General features: G+C 39.1%; 21 protein-coding genes. 11 read left to right on the top strand and 10 right to left on the bottom strand.

All coding sequences use genetic code 11. The features are described from left to right. Nucleotides 1-516 precede the first annotated feature (516 nt). From L655_RS0108305 to L655_RS0108270, 8 genes are all read left to right on the top strand, one after another. A complete protein-coding gene (locus tag L655_RS0108305; protein WP_024604735.1) occupies nucleotides 517-1,449 on the top strand; it encodes a hypothetical protein in 933 nt (310 codons plus the stop codon). Between the two features lie 26 nt (nucleotides 1,450-1,475). Beyond that, on the top strand, nucleotides 1,476-2,375 hold the full coding sequence (locus L655_RS0108300; protein ID WP_024597420.1) for a DUF350 domain-containing protein: 900 nt from the start codon (nucleotides 1,476-1,478) through the stop codon (nucleotides 2,373-2,375). Nucleotides 2,376-2,378: 3 nt separating this feature from the next. Further along, nucleotides 2,379-4,100 (top strand): polyamine aminopropyltransferase, encoded by a 1,722-nt coding sequence (locus L655_RS0108295; protein WP_024604734.1) that lies wholly within the window; start codon nucleotides 2,379-2,381, stop codon nucleotides 4,098-4,100. A 79-nt stretch (nucleotides 4,101-4,179) separates the two neighbouring features. Beyond that, nucleotides 4,180-4,593, top strand: coding sequence for a DUF2170 family protein (locus L655_RS0108290; RefSeq protein ID WP_004335098.1), 414 nt, complete (start codon nucleotides 4,180-4,182; stop codon nucleotides 4,591-4,593). A gap of 24 nt (nucleotides 4,594-4,617) precedes the next feature. Further along, entirely contained in the window at nucleotides 4,618-5,310 is a 693-nt protein-coding gene (locus L655_RS0108285) for a PspA/IM30 family protein (RefSeq protein WP_004335088.1), read from the top strand. 74 nt (nucleotides 5,311-5,384) lie between these two features. After that, nucleotides 5,385-6,023 carry a hypothetical protein gene (locus L655_RS0108280; protein ID WP_024604733.1) on the top strand — a complete coding sequence of 213 codons (639 nt, stop codon included), beginning with the start codon at nucleotides 5,385-5,387 and terminating at the stop codon, nucleotides 6,021-6,023. Continuing rightward, nucleotides 6,020-6,340 carry a hypothetical protein gene (locus L655_RS0108275; RefSeq protein ID WP_024597423.1) on the top strand — a complete coding sequence of 107 codons (321 nt, stop codon included), beginning with the start codon at nucleotides 6,020-6,022 and terminating at the stop codon, nucleotides 6,338-6,340. Before L655_RS0108280 ends, L655_RS0108275 begins: the two co-directional genes overlap by 4 nt. Before the next feature lie 15 nt (nucleotides 6,341-6,355). Further along, nucleotides 6,356-6,541 carry a hypothetical protein gene (locus tag L655_RS0108270; protein ID WP_024597424.1) on the top strand — a complete coding sequence of 62 codons (186 nt, stop codon included), beginning with the start codon at nucleotides 6,356-6,358 and terminating at the stop codon, nucleotides 6,539-6,541. 29 nt (nucleotides 6,542-6,570) lie between these two features. Here the strand turns inward: L655_RS0108270 and L655_RS0108265 are convergent, their stop codons facing one another. The 5 genes from L655_RS0108265 to L655_RS0108245 all read right to left on the bottom strand — a co-directional run bounded on the left by L655_RS0108265 (nucleotide 6,571) and on the right by L655_RS0108245 (nucleotide 9,641). Next, entirely contained in the window at nucleotides 6,571-6,972 is a 402-nt protein-coding gene (locus tag L655_RS0108265) for a hypothetical protein (protein WP_024604732.1), read from the bottom strand. Nucleotides 6,973-6,982: 10 nt separating this feature from the next. Further along, nucleotides 6,983-7,492: a hypothetical protein gene (locus L655_RS0108260; protein WP_024604731.1), complete on the bottom strand. Its 510-nt coding sequence runs from the start codon at nucleotides 7,490-7,492 to the stop codon at nucleotides 6,983-6,985. A gap of 109 nt (nucleotides 7,493-7,601) precedes the next feature. Continuing rightward, on the bottom strand, nucleotides 7,602-8,978 hold the full coding sequence (locus L655_RS0108255) for a class II fumarate hydratase (protein WP_024604730.1): 1,377 nt from the start codon (nucleotides 8,976-8,978) through the stop codon (nucleotides 7,602-7,604). An 11-nt stretch (nucleotides 8,979-8,989) separates the two neighbouring features. Then, nucleotides 8,990-9,391, bottom strand: a complete 402-nt coding sequence (locus L655_RS01000000125330; protein ID WP_033011710.1) for a hypothetical protein — start codon at nucleotides 9,389-9,391, stop codon at nucleotides 8,990-8,992. Between the two features lie 64 nt (nucleotides 9,392-9,455). Then, nucleotides 9,456-9,641 (bottom strand): hypothetical protein, encoded by a 186-nt coding sequence (locus L655_RS0108245; RefSeq protein ID WP_010554833.1) that lies wholly within the window; start codon nucleotides 9,639-9,641, stop codon nucleotides 9,456-9,458. A gap of 200 nt (nucleotides 9,642-9,841) precedes the next feature. Here L655_RS0108245 and L655_RS0108240 point away from each other — a divergent pair, with 200 nt between their 5' ends. Further along, on the top strand, nucleotides 9,842-10,432 hold the full coding sequence (locus L655_RS0108240; protein WP_024604729.1) for a DUF938 domain-containing protein: 591 nt from the start codon (nucleotides 9,842-9,844) through the stop codon (nucleotides 10,430-10,432). Here the strand turns inward: L655_RS0108240 and L655_RS0108235 are convergent. The 4 genes from L655_RS0108235 to L655_RS0108220 all read right to left on the bottom strand — a co-directional run bounded on the left by L655_RS0108235 (nucleotide 10,409) and on the right by L655_RS0108220 (nucleotide 16,181). Continuing rightward, nucleotides 10,409-11,548, bottom strand: a complete 1,140-nt coding sequence (locus tag L655_RS0108235; protein WP_024604728.1) for a GNAT family N-acetyltransferase — start codon at nucleotides 11,546-11,548, stop codon at nucleotides 10,409-10,411. The two genes, L655_RS0108240 and L655_RS0108235, sit on opposite strands and share 24 nt — an antisense overlap. Nucleotides 11,549-11,554: 6 nt before the next feature. Beyond that, a complete protein-coding gene (locus L655_RS0108230) occupies nucleotides 11,555-12,943 on the bottom strand; it encodes an alpha/beta fold hydrolase (RefSeq protein WP_024604727.1) in 1,389 nt (462 codons plus the stop codon). After that, complete coding sequence (locus L655_RS0108225; protein WP_024604726.1) at nucleotides 12,933-15,653, bottom strand: ATP-binding protein; 2,721 nt, start codon at nucleotides 15,651-15,653, stop codon at nucleotides 12,933-12,935. The genes L655_RS0108230 and L655_RS0108225 overlap by 11 nt, the downstream gene beginning before the upstream one ends. Before the next feature lie 72 nt (nucleotides 15,654-15,725). After that, nucleotides 15,726-16,181, bottom strand: a complete 456-nt coding sequence (locus tag L655_RS0108220; protein WP_024604725.1) for an Lrp/AsnC family transcriptional regulator — start codon at nucleotides 16,179-16,181, stop codon at nucleotides 15,726-15,728. Nucleotides 16,182-16,317: 136 nt separating this feature from the next. Here L655_RS0108220 and L655_RS0108215 point away from each other — a divergent pair, with 136 nt between their 5' ends. Both L655_RS0108215 and L655_RS0108210 read left to right on the top strand, forming a co-directional pair. Continuing rightward, nucleotides 16,318-17,487 carry a monodechloroaminopyrrolnitrin synthase PrnB family protein gene (locus tag L655_RS0108215; RefSeq protein WP_004335048.1) on the top strand — a complete coding sequence of 390 codons (1,170 nt, stop codon included), beginning with the start codon at nucleotides 16,318-16,320 and terminating at the stop codon, nucleotides 17,485-17,487. A 1-nt stretch (nucleotide 17,488) separates the two neighbouring features. Then, a complete protein-coding gene (locus L655_RS0108210; RefSeq protein ID WP_024604724.1) occupies nucleotides 17,489-18,613 on the top strand; it encodes an aminotransferase class V-fold PLP-dependent enzyme in 1,125 nt (374 codons plus the stop codon). Here the strand turns inward: L655_RS0108210 and L655_RS0108205 are convergent. Continuing rightward, nucleotides 18,597-19,085 carry an RNA-binding protein gene (locus L655_RS0108205; protein ID WP_024604723.1) on the bottom strand — a complete coding sequence of 163 codons (489 nt, stop codon included), beginning with the start codon at nucleotides 19,083-19,085 and terminating at the stop codon, nucleotides 18,597-18,599. The two genes, L655_RS0108210 and L655_RS0108205, sit on opposite strands and share 17 nt — an antisense overlap. Nucleotides 19,086-19,558: the final 473 nt, after the last annotated feature.

Below are 19,558 nucleotides of genomic sequence, written 5' to 3'. Positions count from 1 at the left end.
ACCCGTTACAGCAATGTGACGGGTTTTTTGCTTTCTGGGATTTAGTAAATAGCCAAGAGCCCAAACCGCACTCAGTAGTGAAACAAAACAGCTCGAAGGCGAGACCCATTGAAGGCCGCCCTGACACAAAGAGTATAGCATTTGCTATGTGACTTTCTACCGCTGTGGGCACTACGACACCACCAGACCTCACATTGTAGAGAGCCCGATTCGAAAGAGTCGGGCTTTTTTACGTCTGCAGAAAAGTGAAATGCGGATAATTAATGCGCACTTATTCAACACCCATCACGTAGGTCGGGTGAGCGCAGCGACTCCCGACACTAAGATCACCGTAAGTACCTTTTTATAAAGAGGTACTTCAATTCGAACCTCATTATATAGCTTCATATTTTCACTAAATCATACACTGATTATAGAGATGTTCGTTTCTTCTCACTTTGTTGCAATTTCATTCTTGGTTTAATAAGTGACCTGTGTAAAACTAGCTGCGTTAATTTAGTAAATCAGGTGACATGAATGTCGAATATTAAAGCTTGGAAACTTATAAGCCTGTTTTGTTTGTTCGCAGTGCTTATGGGTTGTCAATCTAAAGAAGAGCAGCTGCAACAAACAATTCAAGAGTCTATTAAAAAAGCAGATACAGAGCTGTCACAGCTTGGTACTGCGCTTGATAATGGGAATGTGCGCAATGCTGTATTACTTAAAGAATATGGCGAGCTCCTTAAAAAACAAAAGCCAGAGCTTACAAAAGTTGTTGATGTAATTACCCTTGATGCAACGCGCCGAGGCGCACTTTATAGTGGTTTAACACAGCGACTTAAAGATATTAAAGGAACTTACTTAATTCCTCCTTACGAAGATACGTTGCATAGTATTGATTTGTTGCGTGATGCGTCTAAACCTACGCTATTTTCTGATGCGTTAACCGATCCTATTAATATGCTAGCTGATATGTCCAAAGGCACTTTAGCGCGTGTAGGCGCAATTAGTAAGCAAGCTGAAGGTGAGGGTGTTGGTAACCAAATGGTAGGTAACCCTAACTATGGTAACTGGCAAACAAATAGTAATGGCATTAGCTTTTGGCAATGGTACGGCATGTACCGTATTTTAGGCGATGTATTTGACCGTGTTGAATATGGAAGTTGGAGCAAACGCCGAAAGTATAGTTATTACAATGACTATGGCCGTTCGCGTTATTCAAGCCCTAAACAAATTAAAACCCAAAGCGCGCTAGAAACACGCACGCGCCAAACATACCAACGCCAAGGTAAGCAGTTTACAAGCCCTTATGCGAGTAAAAAAACAGGTGCATCCGGTTTAAGCCGTAGTAGTTATACGCCACCAAAAAGCCGCAGTAGTTATTCTCGTTCGAGCAGTTATAGCAATCGCTCAGGATCGGTGCGTGATAGCGGTAGCAGAACCTCTCGTGGCGTGAGCCGTGGTAAGTAAAAGAATAAAGTTGGAGTTAGAATAATATGTATGAATTTAATGGAATAACTATGTGGTCGCTACAAGCATTGGCGATTGATTTTGCAATTATTGTTTTATTATTTGTAAGCCTTAAATATATAAAAGGTTGGGTTTCAAACTTACACGCAAATGATGAAATAACAGAGCGTGATAACTTTGCTTTTGGTATTAGCTTTGCCGCTGGTTTAGTGGCACTGGCGATTGTATTAACAGGTGTAAGTAGTGGTGCTTTTGCTGCAACATTGCAACAAGAAGCACTGCAAATGTTAGCTTACGGCGCATTAGCAATTGTACTTATTAAGTTGGGTCACTTTTTTCAAGATAAAGTAGCGCTTCGTAAAGTAAGCCTGCACGACGAAATAGTTAAAGGTAACGTTACAGCTTCAATAATTGATTTTGGTCATGTTGTTAGCGTTGCAATAGTTATTCGCTCAGCACTTTTATGGGTGGCTACTGATGGCTGGCATGGTCTTCCAATTGTAATTGCTGCCTTTATTATAGGTAGTGTTGTATTACTACTTGTTAGCCAGTACCGAGTGCAGTTATTTAAGCGTACAAACAAAAGTGGCGACTGCCTACAACAAGCAATTGTTGATGGTAACTTAGCTGTGGGTATTCGTTACGCTGGATTTTTAATAGGTAGTGCATTAGCTATTACAGCTGCAACGGGTGTTGCGCCATACGCTGCTGATAACATTAATGCGAGTTTACTATACTGGGCTATTAGCGCTGTTGTGAGCCTTGTCGCATTTATTATTTTGCACTTAGTGACAATTAAAATAATTTTATCTGGTTGCGATATTTCCGATGAAGTTAATCGTCAAAAAAATGTAGGTGTAGCAGCTATTTCTGCAGCAGTATCATTTGCTGTAGGTATCACTATGGCAACCTTACTAGGCGCATAATCAGTGTCATCAACCAACACTCCCCCAAGTAAGTCTCGCTTACTTGGGCACGATATATTACTAATTACTGTTATGGCCGTGCTTGCTGGGTGCGGCCTTATTTATGAATACTTACTCTCTCATTATGCGGGCCGTGTACTTGGCTCAGTAGAAAGCGCTATTTACGCCATGATCGGTACTATGATTGTAGCAATGGGCTTAGGCGCTTTTTTAGCGCGTTGGTTTAAAGATGCATTTACCGCTTTTGCTTGGCTAGAAAGCATTATTGCTTTGGTTGGCATGGGCTGCATTTTAGCGATAGCGGGTGTAATAGCTGTAAGTTATTCTCTTCCTCATTTATTTTCGAGCATTTTTAATTTACCCCCAGATGTTGTACTTAATGGTTACGTATTTCAAAAGCTACAAGAGTGGTCACGTTTTCTACCTTATGTTTTTGGTTTAATACTGGGCTTATTTATTGGTATGGAAATACCGCTTATAGCGCGCATTCGTCAGCACGTTTATGGTCGTTTTTTAGAAAACAACGCAGGGACTATTTATGGTGCCGATTATATTGGTGCTGGTATTGGTGCCGCCATTTGGGTAAGTATCATGCTCTCAATGCCTATAATGCAAGCTGCGGCGTGGACGGCGTTATTTAATATCATCGCAGGACTCGCTTTTTTATGGCGTTACCATGCCCATGTACGCTTTGCTAAGGCACTTTTAGTTTGCCATATAGTACTGCTGGCATTGTTTGGCATTATTTTAGTATTTGGCAGTAGCTGGATGAACAATCTAAGTAATGTTTTATACAAAGATAAAGTAATTTATTCGCAAGCAACCAAATACCAGCACGTAGTTTTAACCGAAAGGTTAAGCAAAAACCAACCTCAGCCAATCACCGATTTATATTTAAATGGGCGTTTGCAGTTCTCAAGTATTGATGAACAAATATATCATTCAATGCTGGTTTACCCTGCAATGCTTGCCTCTAACAGACACGACCGTGTATTAATAATTGGTGGTGGTGACGGGCTTGCACTTAGAGATGTTTTAAAATGGCCTGTGAGTGAAGTAACGCTAATAGATTTAGACGCTCAGCTTCTCAATTTATTTGGTCATAAAGACGGTGACTTTACGCCCCCAGAGCACATCAATAAGCGATTACTACAGCTAAACAATAAATCGATGCAAGACTCGCGAGCCAACATAATTGTGGGTGATGCATTTTTAGAAGTTGAAAAGCTGCTTGATCAATCTAAGCAGTTCGACACTATCTTAATTGATTTACCGGACCCAAATCACCCTGATCTAAATAAAATGTACAGTGACTACTTTTATAATCATGTACGTCAGTTATTAGCACCCGATGGCGCAATGGCGGTTCAATCAACTTCACCTTACCACGCTAAAAAAGCGTTTTTAAGCATTGCTAAAACAGTTAAAGCCGCAGGGTTTGGCTATGTTGAGCAGTATCAGCAAAACATACCTTCGTTTGGGCAGTGGGGCTGGACTATAGCCACTAAAATGGGTCAGTCGGCCAGTGGCCGTATTAATGATGCGACGGCTATGCCTGTGCCATCAAGGTGGATTAGTAAAGAATATTTATTGGCAAGCTTTGTATTTCCTAACCACTACTTTGAACAAGTTAAAAGTATTGAGGTCAATAGGTTAGGATCTGGTCAGTTGTATGATTACTACCGAACTGCATGGCAAATAGAAAGCGAATTGTATAAAAACTAACAAAACATGGTTGACATAATATGTCGGTCGTGAGAACCTTAACTCAGACATAATATGTCAAACGACAAAAGGCAGAGACATGGAATTAAATGAACTTTCAATAAAATTAGCTTCTTTTGAAACTGAAGGCGCTAACTTTGAGTCTTTCTTGATTGCCAACCCTGGCGAGCAAGATGTTTTACAAGTCATTGTTGATGGAAATGATGAACTTCCAATTTTTGTTACACAAACGCAAGAGCAGTTGTTATGTATTAGCTACTTGTTTGACGAAGATGAAGTTAAGAGTGAATTACGCAACGAGTTAAACGAAACATTACTACGTTTAAACGTGCCAATTCCACTGAGTGCATTTGCTAAAATCGATAACAAATACGCGATTTTTGGTGCACTGTCGGTAAATTCATCATTAGATGACGTTACCCACGAACTAGTGACATTAGCCGATAACGCTATCGATGCACTAGAAGCCGTGACCTTGTATTTAAACGATTAATAGCCAGTTAGTGGAGTTAAGATTATGAGTATTTTAAAAAAATTATTTACAGCAGTACGTGGCGGCGCTCGTGAAGCAGGCGAAGCAATTGTAGACAAAAATGGCATCCGTATTTTTGAGCAAGAAATTGCAGACGCGCAAAATGCACTTCACCGCGCTAAAAAAAGCCTTACAGAAGTAATGGCTAAAGAAATGCAAACTAAGCGTAAAATTAGCGCTGTAGATGCATCAATCGCGGAACACGAAGCGTATGCAGGCCAAGCGCTTGAAAAGGGTAACGAAGCGTTAGCATTAGAAATTGCAGAAAAAATTGGTGACTTTGAAGCTGAAAAAGCCGAAAACGAGCAAGTATTATCTGGCTTTAGTAACCATATTGTTGCGCTTAAGCAGCAAGTTAAAGATGCTGAAAAATCAATTAAAGAGAATCAGCGCCAGCTTACAATGGTAAAAACCACTGAAAGCGTACAGCAAGCAACAATGGCTGTTAACAGCACGCTTAATACAAACAGCTCGTCTATGACATCGGCTCGTCAATCGCTTGAACGCATTAAACAGCGTCAACAAGATCGTAGCGACCAGCTAGGTGCTGCAAAGCAACTTGAGTCAGACGTAAATGGCGATGACTTAAAAGCAAAAATGGCTGAAGCAGGCATTGGCGACACAAGTCCAAAAAGTGCTGATATTTTAGCTCGCATCAAAGCGAAGCAAAATAGCTAACCATTACGTTTATACTTTAAAAAGGTAACCGAGTTTTGCTCAGTTACCTTTTTTGCTTAGAAGGCAGCCTTCCTATGTTTAATTTTTTCAAATCTAAAAAAGAGCCAGAGCGTCAGCTTAATCATCCGAGCGAGCTTAAAAAAGGCGACATGTTTAGCGTTATCGACTCATTTGCTTATCCGGCATGGTTAAAAGGTGAAACGCTACGTGTTACTGATATTCAGACTTACCAATATCAGCACAGCAGCGATACTGAATTTGTACTTGAGACAAATAGCGGCCAAGTTGTATTTTTACAAATTGAGCAAGATGACGGCGAAGAGTGGGCTAACTTTTCTATTAAAATTCAGCGAAACGAAGTTGAAGAGATATTTGGCCTTGATGAATTTGCGCGTATTTTTGATGAAGAGTCGTTAACCCACATTACAGTGCAAAATACACCAGAGCGCTTTATGCAGTTTTTAGCTAAAAGTTATCAACAAAGCGAGTCGCCTTATGTGTGTTATTTCCATAATAAAGATTACCGCAATCAAACATTGCCTCGCTATGAGCAAGAAGGTGGTGAACCATGCGAAATGATTTGTTTAGCGTCAGATAATGAAGGCTTTGGTTTAAATATCGAAATTTGGGATGGCGGCGAAACCGATGTATCGCTAACGCTCATGCGTCCAATGTCAGACATTGTAGACTTGTTTCCCGGAGATGCTAAGTGAGTGATGCTAAAGACAAGTGGTTGCGTCAGGAACAAGCTGTACGTGCCACACAAATGGCATTTGATCTAAGCAGCGAAGTTCAAAAGCTGATAAAAAAGCAAGCTATAGACCAAGAGTTAACGCCGTCAGATATGATCCGTAAAATACTTGGCTTAGATGTAAAGTCTAAAAAAACGCGTCAACGTTTATCGTTTAATTTAAATGATGATGAGATTGCGCAACTAGCCAGTCGCTTTGATGTCCCAAGTGATGATAAGCGAGCCGTAAAACAACAAGTAGCTGACTTACTAATTGCTCACACTAAAAAAACTAAGTAGTTGCACTAGATTATTATGAATATTACTCTAATTGCTTATCTACTTATTTTTGCGTTGTTTGGTACTGCGGCGAGTTATTTTGTACGCTTTATTTATGCATATTGGGTGCTTAAAACAATGCCCATGAAGTACATTATAAAAGCGGGTATTTGCGTGGTGCTGGTGGTTGTAATTTCAGCGTTAATTCCGTATTTAGGTTAACGCTGAGATTAAATTATACGCGACCGTTTTTATTTTATATCAAACGACTGGCATTGGTGATTAATACACAGCGATTGCACTTCAAGTACTGGTGAACAATCGGTTAAGCCTTGTGCTTTATTTTGTATTTTTTCTTGTTTTGTTATTTGTTGAGCAAGCTGTTCTGCTTCTTCTTGAGATGTGTTCAGCGTTGAATAAACAGCATACTTACTCGGTCCGCCGCATGTGCGGGCGCCCACTTCAAGTACTTTGCACTGAAAACTTGCGGTGCAGCTGTTATTACTCACCATGTTACTAAGATCATAGTTTAAGTCAGACAAGTTTTTACTTTGCTCATTTGACGTCACAGTACTAGCACAACCACTTAGTAATAAAATGCTGCTAGCAATGCTTAAAATTGATAGTTTAATTGCCGATGGTAAACAACTCATAACGTTATCCTTAAAATGCACTTACCGCTGAACCTTCAAGTTTAACACATTTATTTTCAACACACTGCGTGCTTGGCGTTGTTAAATGCTGACAAATGCTCATCATCCCTTTTTGTGAATTATAGTTACTTTCAAGCTTAGTAATTTTATCGCTAAGGGCTGCTACTTGTTTTTCAGACGCTGATTTTGTTGAATACACAACAAAGCTGCTTGGCCCGCCACACGCGCGACTACCTACGGCACTTATTCTGCATTGAGTGCTTGTATCACATTGCTTGTCTGTAATGAGCGTATTTAATTCGGCTTTAGCTGTTTTTATATCGTCTATTGAAACGCTTTCAGCAATTACATTATTTTTTGTATTTTCTTGTAATTGAGTGTTTTCTTTTAGTTTTTGTAGCTCTTGCTTTGGCGCTTCAGTTTCTGAGGTTATTGTTACTTGCTGCGTTTCAGTTGGCGTTTTATCTAAGCATGCAGTTAAACAAAGTGGTAAAAGTATGGCTAACAATGGGGTACGCATAACAAACCTTGATAGTGATGAAATATTCATCACTATCATACACGGTGCATTTTTTACGGCAATAAAAACTATATTATCAAGTAATTAAAGCCGTAAAAAATATCGTTTATTAAAGTCCCCCCTGCGTTAGTTTGGTGGGATTAAGTAGCTTTTCGAGTTCACTGCGTGGTAAATCGGTTTCTTGTTCGGCTACATCAATAATAGGGCGGGCTTCCTTATAAGCCTGCTTTGCTATTTTTGCTGCTTTTTCATAACCGATCACCGGATTGAGCGCAGTCACTAAAATTGGATTTTTAGCGAGTGCTTTATCTATATTAGGCAGATTTACTTTAAAGCTGGCAATGGCTTTATCGCCCAATGCTTGTGCGCTATTGGCAAGTAATTCTATGCTTTGCAAAATATTATAAGCAATGACTGGCAGCATAACGTTTAGCTCAAAATTACCCGCTTGGCCTGCTACTGTAATGGTCGCGTCGTTACCGATTACTTGTGCGCTTACCATGGCTGCGGCTTCTGGTATTACTGGGTTTACTTTACCTGGCATAATAGACGAGCCCGGTTGAAGTGCTTCTAGCTCAATTTCGCCTAAGCCCGCAAGTGGCCCTGAGTTCATCCAACGTAGGTCGTTCGCTATTTTCATTTGTGCTACAGCGAGTACTTTTAATTGCCCCGAAAGCGCTACTATGGCGTCTTGTGAGCCTATGTTATAAAAAAAGTTACTACTAGGCGTAAATCTAATGCCTACATTGGCACTCAGGTTTTCTGCAAATTTGGCTGCAAACTTAGGGTCTGCATTTATTCCTGTTCCAACAGCTGTACCGCCTTGTGCAAGTTCGCATACACGCTCTAGGCTATGTCTAATTCCTGCTGCGGCATGATTAACTTGTGACTGCCATGCACTTAGTGTTTGATCAAATGTTACAGGCATTGCATCCATTAAATGCGTACGGCCCGTTTTAACTATATGGCCTATCTCAGCTTTTTTCTTTTCTAGGCTTTGCGATAAGTTTTCAAGCGAAGGAAGTAATTCATACACTACATTTATTGCGCTACTGAGTGCGATAGCAGTAGGGACTACATCGTTAGAGCTTTGCCCCATGTTTACATCATCATTAGGGTGAATGCTTTCATTGCCTATCCGGCTAGCAAGCGTTGCAATAACTTCGTTGGCATTCATATTTGAGCTTGTGCCAGAACCTGTTTGAAAAATATCAACGGGAAAATGCTCAACATGTTCACCATCAATAATACTTTGGCAAGCTTGCTCAATTGCATCGGCTTTAGCTTTGCTTAAATGGCCTAGCTCACAGTTACTTTGTGCAGCGGCTTGTTTTATATAAGCCAGTGCAGTTATAAATTGCTTTGGCATAGGTAAGCCACTAATGGCAAAATTATTAACCGCTCGCTGTGTTTGCGCCTGATAGAGCGCATCAGTAGGTACTTGTAGCTCGCCCATGCTGTCTGATTCTGTTCTAAAGTTGCTCATAAGTGTGCTCCTTAAAAAGGGTTGAATTCGTGACTAAGAATACGAGCTTCACGCTCAAGTATTAAAAATTGTGCAGTATTGTTATGCACTTTATAAAACCGTTTTAGTGCTAATAAAGGTTTGTATAACTGCTCTAAACATTGTTTACGAATAGCATTATGTATAAGAGGGTCGCACATTTTGTTCATAATTTCATGGTGTGTGCGTCTAAGATAAAACTCTTGAAGCAAGGGATTACGTTGTTGCTCAAATTTTTTGGCGACGTTAAGGGCGGTTTCTATGTAATCGGCAACGAGCATGGGTGCATGCAGGCCAGGTCTTAAGCAATGACAAGAGAGTTCTTGATGGTAACGATGCTGGGCATAATTTGAAGACATAAAAAACCGACTTAAGTTAACGATAATAGTTATCATTACATTTAATCGGTTTCAGTGTAAACAGTTATTATAAAAATTATTTGCGATACTAATTTGAGTTTTAATTGTAGCCAAGAATAAATATCTGATCTGTTTCATGTTTGGTCATCGCCTGTTGATTATGTTTAGGGTGCGAAAGTAAATCGATTACTGTAGCTCTCATATCAACGGCGTAACTATGATCGTCGGTGGTTTTTTCGGTTATAGCAATGGCCGCGTCTACAGCGGTATAAGGGGGTATATGCATAATTTTATCCTTTGAAATTTAATATAAGTTAAACCCTTTAGTGGGTTAACAATATAAAAGCATATTACGTACCAACCATAATGAACCAGCTCAACCATATGATAGTTATAGTATTTAAAAATTACCTTTTTTTCATCACGACAAAATAAGCTAAATTTGCTTTACTGTTGTGCATTAATCTACAATTTTGGTGCACAGTAATGACAAAGCCATTTTCACAAGCCTGTGAAAACAATAAAACCTCTATTTTAGAGCAATTAAAGGACGTATTAAAAAATACTAAAACAGTACTCGAAGTCGGATCAGGAACCGGCCAACATAGTGTGTTTTTTGCAGAGCAATTACCACATTTACAATGGCATACAAGTGATCGCGCTATAAACCACGAAGGGATTAATTTATGGCACCGCGAAGCTAATTTAACTAATTTACATGCACCACTTGAGCTTGATTTAAATAATGAATGGCCTGTAGATAAGGTTGACGCTATTTATACTGCAAACACATTTCATATTGTAAGTTGGCAATTAGTTGAACGTTTTTTTGATGGTGTTAAACGTCACTTAAATAGCGACGGTATGTTGTGTATTTACGGACCATTTAAGTACCAAGGTGAATTTACCAGCCCAAGTAATGATGACTTTAGTGCCTTTTTAACAGAGCGCGATCCGTTAAGTGGAATAAGAGATTTTGAAGCAGTTGAACAACTAGCTAAGCAAGCAGGGCTTACGCTTATTAGCGATACTGCCATGCCTGCAAATAATCAGTTACTCGTTTTTAAACGGCAGTAATGAGCTACATTGCTCTTTATATATATCAATATGGCCGCGTTCACGCTTTAAGTAGTCGCTTATTGCATTACTAAAGTCGCCATCAACAATATGGTGAGCAGAGTAGGTAAGTACGGGTTCAAATCCGCGTGCTATTTTGTGCTCACCTTGTGCTCCCGAATGAAAGCAGCTGAGTTTATGCTTTATTGCAAACTCAATACCTTGGTAATAGCACAGCTCAAAGTGAAGCGAATCTACTTCCTCACTTGCTCCCCAGTAGCGCCCATAAAGCGTATTCTCACCTACTAAACTAAGTGTTGCAGCAATCACGTTGTCGTCTTTTTTGGCCAGCATAATAACGAGGTTATTAGCCATTAATACATGTAAAAGCGTAAAAAACTCCATATTTAAATAGCCCAAATGACCAGATCGCTTTAAGTAGGTACGCTGATAAAACTCACAAAACAATTGCATTATCTCGGGCGTAATTTGCGTTCCTTGCAGCCATTCAATATCAATATTTTGTTGCGCTATTTTAGCTCGCTCTTTTTTAAGTGACTTACGTTTTCGTGAGTTAAGTATTTGCAAAAAATCGTCAAAGGTTTCAAAATCTTTATTAAACCACTGAAATTGCACACCCACTCTTAGCATGGCATGTTGCTCAGTTAATGATGTTGCTTGGGCTTCGTCGCAAAAATTAACATGCCACCCCGACCACCTTTGATCAGCACTGTGTATATTAAGTTGCTCTGTAATGTACTGATACACCGCATTTGGGTTAGCGTGCTCGATAGCAATACGCTTGCCTTCAATAGGGCTAAAGGGAATGCCAGATAGCCACTTGGGATAATATTCTAAACCGTGTTTTTCGTATGCCTCAGCCCATGCCCAGTCAAATACGTACTCGCCGTATGAATGACTTTTTAAATACCCAGGTGCAAGCGCAATGAGCGTATCATCTTCAAAAATAGCGAGGTGATGGGGCTGCCAACCGCTTTTTTGTGTTACGCATTGGCTTTGCTCAAGGGCATATAAAAAAGCATGTTGAGTAAATGGTTCATCACCAAATAAACGTTGCCACTGCGCCTGATCAATCTCATTAATACTGCTAAACCATTGGTGCGAAAACGTTCCCATGACTACTTACCTTGTAGTTGTTCTAAGCTGTTCTACGTTTTTAATAAACGTACTAATTTGCTTTTTAAGCTCGGTAAAATGAGGATTATAAGTTAAGCGTTGTAAAGCCGGATAGTGTTTTAAGTTGGCGCTTGTACGCTCTCCTAGTTGTGGATTTTTTGTTGTTTTACATGTTTTATACAGGGACTCGTCGTTAATAAAGCTGCCACAATTACGATAGGTTGCGTTAATTCCATAATGTGGATTTTGCGGTGAGTTAACAATAGCAATATGCGACATACCATGAATTTTTTTACACTGAGGCGATGTGCATTGCGGGTTATTTACTGTGTAGTCACTAGCAAAGCCTGGCGGTAAAATATCAGTGCTTCCATAAAGTACTAAAGTATCGAGCGGCTTATATTTTACTGAATTATCTTTGTGTAATGCACTTAATAATTTTAGCGTGGCATGCGTATCTATCGTGGTATCAATATCGCTAAGTACACTAAAAATAGGTAATTTAAGCGCAGAGCGTTTGTTTAAGCTACTTACGCTTGCAAGTGACATAGCATAGTACGACGCGGCAGCTGCATTTAAAGGAAATGATTCATACTTAGCAAAGTCTACATCGGCGTCTTTATCTATCCAATTAACAAAGGGTATGGCATCAATCCACTTTGCTATCCAGCCGTACTTATTATGTGGCTCGGAGCCTGGCGAATAAAGCATAAGCGCTTTAATTTTGGGTGAAACAGTGTGCTTGGTTGCGTAATCAATAAGTAACGCTGCACCGGTAGAGTAACCTGCGAGTATCACCTCATCAAAGTCTTGCACCGAGCGTTTAATACCGTATTTTATTGCCTGTTGCCATTGGCTAACCTCTACATTGAGTAATGCACTTGCGGCGCTTCCATGTCCTGGTAATAAAATAGTACGCACAGTATAGCCTTGTTGATAATACACTTGTGCTAAATCGTGATACGTAAAGGGTGAGTCAGTTAGCCCGTGAATTAGTAGTGCAACTTTATTGCTGTTTGGATGCGTAAGCTCAAAAGGGGCAATAATATCTGCAATAGTAGGGTCAGGTTTTCGCGTACCTTGTGTTACTAATTGCTGGTACGTTTGTGTAATAACAGGGCATGGCATATCTGCACGTGGATTGGTTTTATTTATATGTTTATATGCAAAATCTAAGTAATCGTTAAATGGTAAAAGTGCGTGGTAATTAAAGCGCTGGAGGTTGTGCTCTTTTTCAAAGCGTAATAAGCCTTGTTGCTTACTTTTTGTTATAAATTTAAAGTCGCTCGCCTGCGATATACAGTTTTGAGCGACAGCAATATGCGAAAAAACACTTAAAACAAAACCAAAAGCGACTCTCAAAACTATTCTTAAAATTAAACCACTATTGTTCATTAACTTCTGCATATTGGACAAGACACTCGGTTAGCTTAATAAGTTCAAGCGGTTTTGCAAGGTGCTGGTTAAATCCAACGGCTTGTGCATGTGCTTTATCCTCTGGCATAACGTCGGCAGTTAAAGCAATAATCGGGAGCTCTTGTTCAGTTTTAAACTGGCGGATCAGTGCCGTTGCTCTATAGCCATCCATTACAGGCATTTGGCAATCCATAAGCACTAAGTCAAAATGCTGCTTTTTAACTATATCAACGGCCAGTTCGCCATTTTCTACTATATACGGCACAATTCCTAACGAGCCAAGCATCGCTTTAATAACCATTTGATTTACTGGGTTATCCTCTGCGACCAAAATATCTAGCGAAGTAATATTAGTATTATCAAATGTAATAACATGTTCTTTTTTAGGTTCTGTTGTTTCTAATCGCATTGAAAATGTAAAAGTAGAGCCTTTATTTATTTCACTTTTAAGTGTTATATCAGCCCCCATTAATTGGCTTAACTCTTTCGCTATGGTTAAGCCAAGGCCTGTACCACCAAACTGCCTTGAGGTAGAACTATCCGCTTGGGTAAATGCGTTAAATAATTTTTTATGTTGGCTTGGTTTTATACCTATGCCGGTATCACTAACGGTTATAACTAGCTGTACTTTATTGGCGGCAGTAAACTCTGTTTCTATGTTTAAAGTAACGCTGCCTTGGCTTGTAAATTTAATCGCGTTGCTACATAAATTAAGTAATATTTGCTCAATTCGCATAGGATCACCAATAAACCAGGTATCAACAGGTAGCTTTGAATTAACTTGCCATTTAATACCTTTGTTAACTGCGCTTTGCTCAAACATGTTGTTTATACGTGTTATTAAAGCACCTAAGTCGAATGCAATAGATTCAATAACTAACTTTTGGGATTCTATTTTTGATATATCAAGAATGTCATTAATTAAGTTTAATAAGCTTTTAGATGCTGAGTTTATTTTATCTAAATAGCCAATGAGTGTACTTGCGCTATCGGCCTCTCGAGCAAGTGAAGAAAAACCAATAACGGCGTTTAATGGTGTTCGTATTTCGTGGCTCATATTCGCTAAAAATTGGCTTTTAGCCTGATTAGCTAAATCGGACTGCTTCTTTGCTTGTGCGAGTGAGTGAGTACGCTCTGCAACTTGACGTGTAAGTGCGATTTGTTGCTGATTAAACAGCAGTAAAACCATTAAAATTAAAGAATATACGGCAACTTGAAGTATGAGTAATAATAAAGTTAGTTGACTATTATGTTGTGTTAAAAAGCTTTCTTTAAGGGCTAGTTTTACAATCCATTTTTGCCCTGCAAAGTCCACATCAAACGACATTAAGCGGCTGCCTTTAGCTTGCTGAACATTTTGAGAGTAATTACTGTAAAACGGCGGTGTGTTTGTATCTTCGTATATACCAATGGAAAACATATCAGACTGTTCTTTAGAAATTGCCTGCTCAATAATACTACGCACTAAAAATACACCAGTGGCATAGCCTTTAATTGTTTTTTCATCACTATGCTGGGAGTACACAGGGGCAAATAATAAATAGGCTGGTTTAGGTTGTTTGGTTTGCACCAATTGAATTATTTTAGTTCCTACTGGCATGTACTTTATAGCGGGGTTAAGCAGAGAGCTTTTTCGATCAGGGTTTGAAAATACATTAAAGCCAATAGCTTTTTGATTACCATTAAAAGGAGCTATGTATTTTACTATAACAAGGGGATCGCTAGTTTCAAGAGGTTCGCCAACTACATCAATATCTAAATGATAAATGTTTGATATTTCTTGGGCAAAGACGTCGCGTTGATCTTGAGGTATTTTTGCGTTCCACGATAAGGCGTTAATAAATGCGTGCTGAGTTAGTAACTGGCTAGCATAAGAATAAAAATCTTGCTGGCTTAGCATGGGAGATGACTGTACCTGACTTGCTAGGCTCTGCACTGCAATAATACTACGATTTGTATATCTATAAAGGCTGTTTTCTATAACGTGGACTTCACGTTCAGCAATTTTAATAGTGTTTATACGATTTTCTTGATCGTATAACTGCGTTGTTACCGCGACTGATAAAAATAAAATAGAGCATACTGCAATTGTCGGAAACGCCGATATATTATGTTGATTAGACTTTTGTGGTAATAAAGAAAGTAAAAGCGGAGTCGCAATTAATACTCCTAATGTATCACCAAGCCACCAGTAAGTAACATTCTTCCAATGATTATCAACACTGTAAACCGAGTTGAATTGGCTTAAGGCAAATACGCCAAAGTTAGCCGAAATTAAGCTGACCAATATTGCTATGACAAGGATAAAGTAAATTATATTCTTGCGCTTTTTAAAGCGCAGCGGGTGCCCAAGCCAATACTTTAAAAGAGCTGCGCCGACCATTGCCTGTATAACAACACCAAAGGCGATATACATAGCCTCGTTAAATGAGTTACCGACCAGGACTAGCTCATGAGCAGAACTGTCAAAAATATTAAGGTTAAAGGCAATTGCAGCTACAAATAAAGGCGGGATAAAGCGCCACCACCAAATATAACAACCGACTAGTGCTATGCCGGCAGGTAACCAAATTGGAATTATTTGCGAGTTAAAAGCAAGTTTAGTGAGTGCTATGCCGACTAAAAAATATGCTAAAGCAAACATGATGTAAAAAATAATGGAATGATTTTTAGAGTTAAAATTTTTCACATAAGGTCCAAGCAATTATTATTGTCGTTTTGAAATATCAGTATAGCTAACAGTAAGTTATTTTGGTTATTTTTATAAAGGTAACTGTTTTTTGCTAAATGATTGTTTAAGCACAACTGTTGATTCTATATTTGCGATACAGCTTAAGCCACCTAGTTGATGTTTCACAAACGTTTCGTAGCTCTCAAGATCATGTGCAATGATTTTTAATAAATAATCATAGCTTCCTGATATTACACAACACTCTAATACATGTGGTAATTTTTCTACATGTTGCTCAAATTGCTCTGCAGCACTGACCGAGTTTTGGCTTAATCGTACAAACGCATATACCAATACATTAAGATTAAGTGCTTTGGGATTTATGGCGGCGTGGTAGCCGGTAATAATGTTTTCTTGCTCTAACTTTTTTATACGCCTTAAACAAGGTGTATCCGATAGGTTAATACTGCCAGCTAAATCTGAAACCGACATACGAGCTTGGCTTTGCAGTGCAATGAGTAATTGCTGGTCTTTTTTATCTAACATAGTTGTCGGCTTTTATTAATTATTTTTATATTTGTAGTGATTATTGCTAAGTATTGCAGTTTTTACTAATTTTTTTGGCGTTTTACCCTCATTGAACTCTGTTAGCATTTAACTATAAAAATAATAGAGCACATCAATGAACACACATACCGCTATTTTCGATCACTGGATACGAACAGAGTTTGTCACTTTAAATAGTGAATTAGAGCAGCTTTATTGGCAGCAAACCGATAAAGCAAATGTAGAAGGAATAGGTGAGGCCTTAAAGCAACAATTAGAAAAAGAAGGCAACGCATTAATTAGTAATTTATTAGCCGAGGGAAACACAGATCAAGGCTTTGATAGCGCTTTTGACTTACTCGGTAACGTAGGATTATTTATGGCAGCGTGTAGGCGCCATGAAATTACTGAGCCAAGCAGAGAAACCACTTCACCGCTAATTGAAGCCTCAGCGCTTGCTATGCATATAGGCGCATCCATTGGCGTAACCCCTCGTTTTGCTACCGCCCACTTAACTACTCATAACAAAGCACTTAACGGTATTTATAAACGATTTACTAATTTACCTGATGAAAAGCTGTTTCTTGATTATAACACTCAAGGTATTTTGGCCTACAAACGGGCAAGTGATGCTTTATTAAAAATATTGCCGTTAGGTATTTCACATCCCTTGTGTGGTGAGTTATTAAAAGTAGCTAAACAAGCGCTTATAGATGTAATTGAGTCAAACAATGCACTTTATTCTGAGCTCGATACAGATCGCTTTTTTAACTGCGTTCGCCCTTATTATAAACCGTACCGTGTAGGTAAAGAGGTTTACAGAGGGGCAAATGCTGGTGACTTTGCAGGTATTAACGTGATTGATATGCTGTTAGGGCTGTGTAGTGCAAACGAGCCTAGTTACTCGCAAATGCTGGTGGATAAGTTTTTATATATGATGCCAGAGGATCAACAAATCCTGCGAGAAGCCATGCGTATGCAAAGCTTTATGGATGACTTTTTACAAGCAGAGCAATATAAAAGTACAGATTGGTTTAAAAGCCACGCAACGTTATTTATCCAAGTGTGTAAATTACATGGCGACACCGCAGTCGGTCATCATAATCAACTGGTTGAAAAGTTTATTGCTCAGCCCTCAAAAAATATGCAACAGCAGTATATGAGCAAGGTAACAGCAAGTGGTCCGCCGCTTCATGTGTTACTTGATTCGCTCGAAAAATTAAGAGATAGGCGAGCCAGTGCCAAACGCGACGATATAAAAACACGTTTTGACGATCTAAACACACTTAAAGAATGGGTTAAATAGCATGCTTAAAAATGACTTTTGTATAGCCGATGGCTGTTATCTATTAAACCACTCGGTAGGGCGTCCTCTTAAAAATACACAGCAATATTTAGCACAGCACTACTTTTTACCGTGGGAGAGCTCAAATAAAGAACCTTGGCAACAATGGCTGCCCGCAGTTGAGCAATTTACTACCGCGCTTGGTAAGTTATTTAATGCGCCTAGTTCGCAGTTTTGTCCTCAGGCTAATTTATCAAGTGGCTTAACAAAGTTGCTTATGTCGTACCCTCGATTACAGCAAAAAAATTGTAAAGTGCTTATGGCGCAAAGTGATTTTCCGAGCATGGGTTTTGCAATGCAAAAAGCGTTGCCAAAGTGCGCGCAAATCATATTTATACCTGAGCACGAAAACCTAACTGATATTAGTGTTTGGCAGCGTTATATAACTTGTGATATCGATTTAGTTTTTATAAGTCATGTGTATTCAAATACAGGTGTACAGGCGCCTGTGTACGATATTGTAGCTATAAGTAAATTAACCAATAGTTTATCAATAGTTGATGTTGCTCAGTCAGCGGGGGTTATACCGCTTGATTTAAGCGTGCTCGATGCGGACTTTATGATTGGCTCGAGCGTTAAATGGTTATGTGGAGGCCCAGGTGCAGCTTATTTATGGGTTAACAAAAATCAAATAGAGTATTGTGAGCCTAAAGATGTGGGTTGGTTTTCACATCAAAATCCATTTGAGTTCGATATTAATAATTTTGAATATAACAGCAGTGCGCTTAAGTTTTGGGGTGGAACCCCTTCTGTAGCGCCTTATATTATTGCCGCAAATAGTATTACCTACTTTGCAGAGCTAACAGCTCACAAGGTAAGGGTGCATAACTTAGCGATGCTTACGCTTATTCATGAGCAACTAAGCGAATATGTTGCATCACCTATGAGTGGTGATAAATGCAGCGGGACTGCTATTTTGTTTTTTAACAAGCAACAAGACCATGTACTTACAGAGCTTAATAAAGCGAAAGTCAGTGTAGATGCTCGCAAATTTGGAATACGGGTATCGCCACATGTTTATAATACTCAAGAAGACGTTGCGCAGTTTATTTCTATAGTAAAACGAGTGCTTAAGGGTTTTGGCTAAGCTGCTGCTTTCTTTGCTTTAATGACTCTATTTTTTGCTGCGTCTGACTAATTGATGCGTCGTAGGCTTGTTTTAATGAATTTGTTTTAGTTGCGATAGCATCAGCAATAGACGAAGCGCCTAAACGATTGGCCTTATCTTGGGTCATATAATCTATTTGTTGTTTTTTAGCTGCGTATTCTTTTTGGCTTTGTTCAATAGATAGCTCAAGGCGCTTTATTTCACGCTCTATTTGCTGAACCTCTAAGTAGTCATCAACAGAGGTATCGGTTATACCTTTACCGGGCGTAGAGCTTTTATATGCTTCAATTACATTTATATCTTTTAGAGTAATAACTTGTGCATCTTTAGCGCAAGGCGTTTGGCTAAAAGTAGGAACGCCCTTAATTACACACTTATACACTGTTGTATTTTGTGCCAAGGTAAAAAATGGTGCTGCCGCGCAAAATGATAGCAATATGAACCGGATCATAGCTAAACCTAAAAGTGGCTAAAGTTGTGTTAATAATGCCCTAAGTTATTACTAGGCACAATTTGTTTAATTTTTATAAAATTTAGGCACAAAAAAACCACAATTAAGTGGTTTAAATTAAGTATGGTCCAGAGGGGGGTAGACTTGCTTACATCCATGTAATCAATCGCTACGCGACGCTTGCAGCGGCCTAAAATGTTCCAGACATTTTGTCGAACCCTGTTGAGGGTTCTCACCCTCCCAATTTAGTATCGGTGTTAAATTTTGGGCACAAAAAAACCACAATTAAGTGGTTTATATTAAGTATGGTCCAGAGGAAGGGATAGACTTGCTTACATCCATGTAATCAATCGCTGCGCGACGCTTGCAGCGGCCTAAAATGTTCCAGACATTTTGTCGAACCCTGTCGAGGGTTCTCACCCTCCCAATTTAGTATCGGTGTTAAATTTTAGGCACAAAAAAACCACAATTAA

Source organism: Pseudoalteromonas sp. TAE79 (assembly GCF_000498015.1).
In the GTDB taxonomy this organism is placed as follows: Bacteria; Pseudomonadota; Gammaproteobacteria; order Enterobacterales; family Alteromonadaceae; genus Pseudoalteromonas.
The sequence above is the reverse complement of the archived record's forward strand: the minus strand, read 5'-3'. Positions and strand labels throughout refer to the sequence as shown.